This window comes from Campylobacter concisus (genome assembly GCF_002914195.1).
In the GTDB taxonomy this organism is placed as follows: Bacteria; Campylobacterota; Campylobacteria; order Campylobacterales; family Campylobacteraceae; genus Campylobacter_A; species Campylobacter_A concisus_M.
The window spans coordinates 1-4022 of record NZ_PPAU01000099.1 but is presented as its reverse complement, the minus strand read 5'-3'; the positions used below and the strand labels follow the sequence as shown (position 1 = coordinate 4022).

Annotated in this window: 6 protein-coding genes; all 6 read right to left on the bottom strand. The window is 35.8% G+C overall.

The window, feature by feature from the left end:
• On the bottom strand, positions 1-275 hold a 275-nt coding region (locus CYP28_RS06015), incomplete at its 3' end, for a DEAD/DEAH box helicase family protein (protein WP_181000428.1).
• Entirely contained in the window at positions 276-476 is a 201-nt protein-coding gene (locus CYP28_RS06010; protein WP_141089904.1) for a hypothetical protein, read from the bottom strand.
• Positions 477-603: 127 nt separating this feature from the next.
• Positions 604-2580 (bottom strand): type IV secretion system DNA-binding domain-containing protein, encoded by a 1977-nt coding sequence (locus CYP28_RS06005; protein ID WP_181000427.1) that lies wholly within the window; start codon positions 2578-2580, stop codon positions 604-606.
• Positions 2581-2663: 83 nt separating this feature from the next.
• The gene (locus CYP28_RS06000; protein WP_103593494.1) at positions 2664-3002 is read right to left on the bottom strand and encodes a hypothetical protein; all 339 of its coding nucleotides are present in this window, start codon (positions 3000-3002) and stop codon (positions 2664-2666) included.
• Complete coding sequence (locus CYP28_RS05995; RefSeq protein ID WP_103593493.1) at positions 3002-3454, bottom strand: hypothetical protein; 453 nt, start codon at positions 3452-3454, stop codon at positions 3002-3004. Before CYP28_RS05995 ends, CYP28_RS06000 begins: the two co-directional genes overlap by 1 nt.
• 12 nt (positions 3455-3466) lie before the next feature.
• Entirely contained in the window at positions 3467-3904 is a 438-nt protein-coding gene (locus CYP28_RS05990; protein WP_103593492.1) for a TraM recognition domain-containing protein, read from the bottom strand.
• Positions 3905-4022 lie beyond the last annotated feature (118 nt).

Sequence of the window (4022 nt, the reverse complement as noted above, 5' to 3'; positions counted from 1 at the left end):
GTTGATATATCTTCTATTTTTATGCTCTGGGAGCGCAATGCTAATCCGTGAGTAGTAAGAACAATCACGTTGTTTGGAAATTTGCCCTGAGCTTCTCTTTTTATTGACTGATTATAGGCTAGATACAATATTGTCTTATCTGGTAGTTGTTTGGCCAACTCTACCAAAGTAGAAGTTTTGCCAGAGCCAGCAGGTGCAATAATAGATACCTTTTGGTCATCTTTGAGGTTCTTGCATACGGCAAAAATATCTAATTGCTCTTGTGTAAATTTCATTTAATTGTAAAATATGCCTTTCAGCAAGAAGCAAAGCAGTGGCATGACAATAGCTATCGTCACAATGCCAAACAAAAAGCTAAGAAAGAGTTTTATTGGTTGCGAGATGTGGGCATTGTTTGAATGATCAACGAGATTTAGTAGTGAGTAGGCTGACAAAGAGCAGATAATTGTTCCACTAATAGCTTGTGTTGCATCCATCTTCCCAGAGAAAAAATATAACAACATGAAGCAAAGAGTATAAAAAGCCCCTGCCAAAAAAAGAACAAAGGCTATTTTTATGTCTATTGGCTGATTTCTAAAGGTGATGAAATAACTTTTAATGAGCTTAAGAAGCAAGTTCTTCTAGCTCCATATTGATCTTACCAACAATATTATCTTGAATAATCTCGTCTTTAAAGTCTTCGTAGCCCTTTTTCATATTGCTAATAACATCAGCACTGATACCAGCTATGGCATTAGTGTGTATTAGCCTAACATTCTCTGTTTTACCGCCTCTAAAGAAAGTTTGACACCAAACCGCCCTATCATTCTCAGCACCAAGCAACATTAGGCATAGACCATAGTTAGCGTCTTGTGTTTTCTTGATAGGTATGATCTTTTTATTCTCCAGTCTTGTTTGAACATCAAGAACAAGTTCCCCAGCGGCATCTCTTTTATACTCACTACTCTCAACTTCTTCTTCGTTGATCATAGCTTCTAGCCACTCTATAACGTCTTTATCGGCTACTTTAAAGATTATCTTTGACGTATTGGCTAAGGCTCTTTTTTGAGCTGTTTCGTCTGTTCCACTCGCTTTTAGCGATACAAAGTCTTGAATACCAAGGGCAACACTCATATTTAACGAACGCACTTGCGCCAAGATCGTATCAAGATCAGCAACTGGATATGCACCATACTCGTCAAGGTTGATTAGAGTAAAAGGCTTAGGGGTGAATTTATCCTTTGCTATATTCTTAATAGTTTGATGAATGCCAATATATTCGCCACCCAATGCTGAACCAGCAAATGCCTTGATAGTTGCTATAATAATTTTTCCCAAAATTTCAACCTGCGATCTTGATAATTCAAGCGGTGGCAGCAAAACATATAAAATTTGGTTATCTGCAATGACATCAACTGGATTGATCTCACTCTTCGATTGAGCAAGAATATGTTTAAAGGCAGCAAAAACGTTGAACAGCTGCTCCCATTGTTGTTGTGCATAGGAGTGTTGCATCATATTGTCTGCTGGTGGGTTCTCTAATGAAGCTCCCTTGGTAGTAAATGCCTCGCTTAAAATTGTAGTTGCATAACTGATAGTTAAAGTTCCTCTTGAAAAGTCATTAACAATATTAGTCAAATTGTTTTTTAGCGTTTCAGCTTCTTGACTAATTGGCATAACTGATTGATTTTGTCCTGGCGTATTTGTAAAAGCTTCTTTGGCAAGATTGTAGAAAATTTTAATATCTTGCATAGAATAAATAGTTTCAGGCGATACATCTTTTGAATAAAATCTCTTCTTGCCGTCACTTTGGCTTTTGCCTTGTGAATAGACCACAAGGGCAACGACGTCAAGTATAGGGATAAATCTATTCCATACCTTATCTAGGTATGAACGAATGATTTTATAAACGTTTGTGTATGTATCTTTTATGAAGCTATATTCAATTCCAAGCTCTTTTTCTATATCTATTCTGCGTGTAGGTTCTTGAATAACTGTTTCAATAAGTCTTTCTATATTGTCAAAAAAAGATGTCTTTGCAACAACAATACTATTGTCACCAATTAGAGGCTCAACGTTTTTATTTTCGGCAATGATTTCATCTAAATCACGACACATGCAATAAAACGCAATAAAGATTAGAGTAACATTTAAAACACTTGTGTTTGAGCTAAGTTTTTCGCTATCTATACCTTCACCTAGCAGTTTATCCCTGATATATAGAGCTGATGCAACTGGCAATAACAATGCCTTACCGCGATTTTGAAAATATGCAGTATTGCCTTCGCTACTATCTTTAAAGGCTAGGTTTGATAAGAATTCTATTAATTTTACTGGGTGCTGATTGTTGAAAAAGTTAAATGTATTGCTCTCTGCGCTTTTTTCTGCTTTAAGAAAGTTTAATACCCTGACTGAAGTTTCTCTATAATTTAATTTTGCTTGGGCTAAGATTTCATCTAGCATTTTAACGTCAGATTTTCCGTCGTTAAATACTATCCCTCCGCCAATTTTCATAATATCGTCCATCATAGATCGCAAGGCCTCTGTTTTACCAGCACCAGTTTTACCGACTAAGACCATGTGTGTTTTGGCTAAGTCCATATCAATTCCGATGTGTCTTAGCTTATTATGTGGGTGTTCCATTGTTTTTTGTTTGGCTGCAAGAGAAGTCTTGTCGCCTGATTTTATTTAGAAAGGTGTCCGTCTAGCTCTTCATTATAAATTCTATAACCAATTACAGAAACAACTTTTTTAGCTGTTTGAGGTTGCAATATTGCATTATATTGACGCATATAAGCTTCATTTTTAAAAAAAACGCCAAATAGTTCGCCTGCTGTTTTTGAAACAAATAGGCATAAAAAGAAAACAGCCATATATGGTGAAAACATAAATGAAACCAAAGATAGCCAAAATAGGCTTCTCACCGTCTTTGTATATCTTTTAAACCTAAAACGGCTCTCTTCTAGTCCAAAATATCTGACAGAGCGATGTATCTTGTTGGTTTCAAGTAAAATGGCTGCCATTAGTTACTCTTTTTTAGTTCAGCCAACTTCATTTCAGCCAATAAAATTTGAGCATTTATGGCATTTATTTCTGTATCTAGGGCAACACATTTTGTTCTGTTTTTCTTTTCTAGCTCATAGCCAAATTCTTTTTCGGCATAGTTAAAGTTTGAATAAAATGCCCTTTGCGGAGCAAATTCATTCGCTTCTGCCCCAAGTCCCTTTATCCAAAAAGCCCTAATAAGATATTGTTCGTTCTTCGCATCAAGGATCATTTGCGAAATCTCTTCATTCATCTTTTTTTCGCTAGGCTTTAATTGCGAAGCATTAACAAGGCTTACTCCATCAGGATTGTTACAATAGCAATTATTAGCTTGTAGCTCTCTATATTGAGCCTTTAATGGCGTATCTACATCATCTGCTGCAACCAAAAAACTAAAACCAAGCAAAGTGGCCAATGCTATTTTTTTCATCTTTTCTCTCTTTTATGCAGTTTGTATTTCGTATGGCATAAACATATTACCATATTTCTTATAGGCAGGCAAAGTAAATGCACTAGCTCCACTTGAATTAAGCATAAAAATGGTTCTATTGCCATCAGGATTTTCTTTAATAGCGTCATAAATTTGTTGTGCTGGGCCGCTTAGATCTTTATTGCCATTTACACTTTTGACTCCAGCGTATGCGACATCTTTGTCCTTCATTTTAAATAAGAAACACCTTGTTGAGAATAACTCTGCAAATTCTTGATCGACATCACCCGTGCTTTGCGTAATTAAAATCAGATGAATACCATATTTTCTAACTTCTCTAGCAAATGTATCAAGAAGCTTGCTAAATACTGGAATATTAAAAAAGTTATGTGCCTCTTCAATGAAGTAAAAAGTGTCAGGTCTTGGCAAATCGGCATTTTGTTGCTTCATTGCTTGCAACTTGTCGTATTAAAACAAGTTTTAATAAAACCAGCCGACCGACTAGAAAATTTTTTGAGTCCCCTTTGATCTTATCAAACTCAGCATAATATCTGTCTCTTATCCTCAT

Coding starts and splice junctions, on each gene's coding strand:
- CYP28_RS05990 (WP_103593492.1), bottom strand. CDS start 3,904: ATGAAGCAACAAAATGCCGATTTGCCAAGACCTGACACTTTTTACTTC.
- CYP28_RS05995 (WP_103593493.1), bottom strand. CDS start 3,454: ATGAAAAAAATAGCATTGGCCACTTTGCTTGGTTTTAGTTTTTTGGTT.
- CYP28_RS06000 (WP_103593494.1), bottom strand. CDS start 3,002: ATGGCAGCCATTTTACTTGAAACCAACAAGATACATCGCTCTGTCAGA.
- CYP28_RS06010 (WP_141089904.1), bottom strand. CDS start 476: ATGGATGCAACACAAGCTATTAGTGGAACAATTATCTGCTCTTTGTCA.
- CYP28_RS06005 (WP_181000427.1), bottom strand. CDS start 2,580: ATGGACTTAGCCAAAACACACATGGTCTTAGTCGGTAAAACTGGTGCT.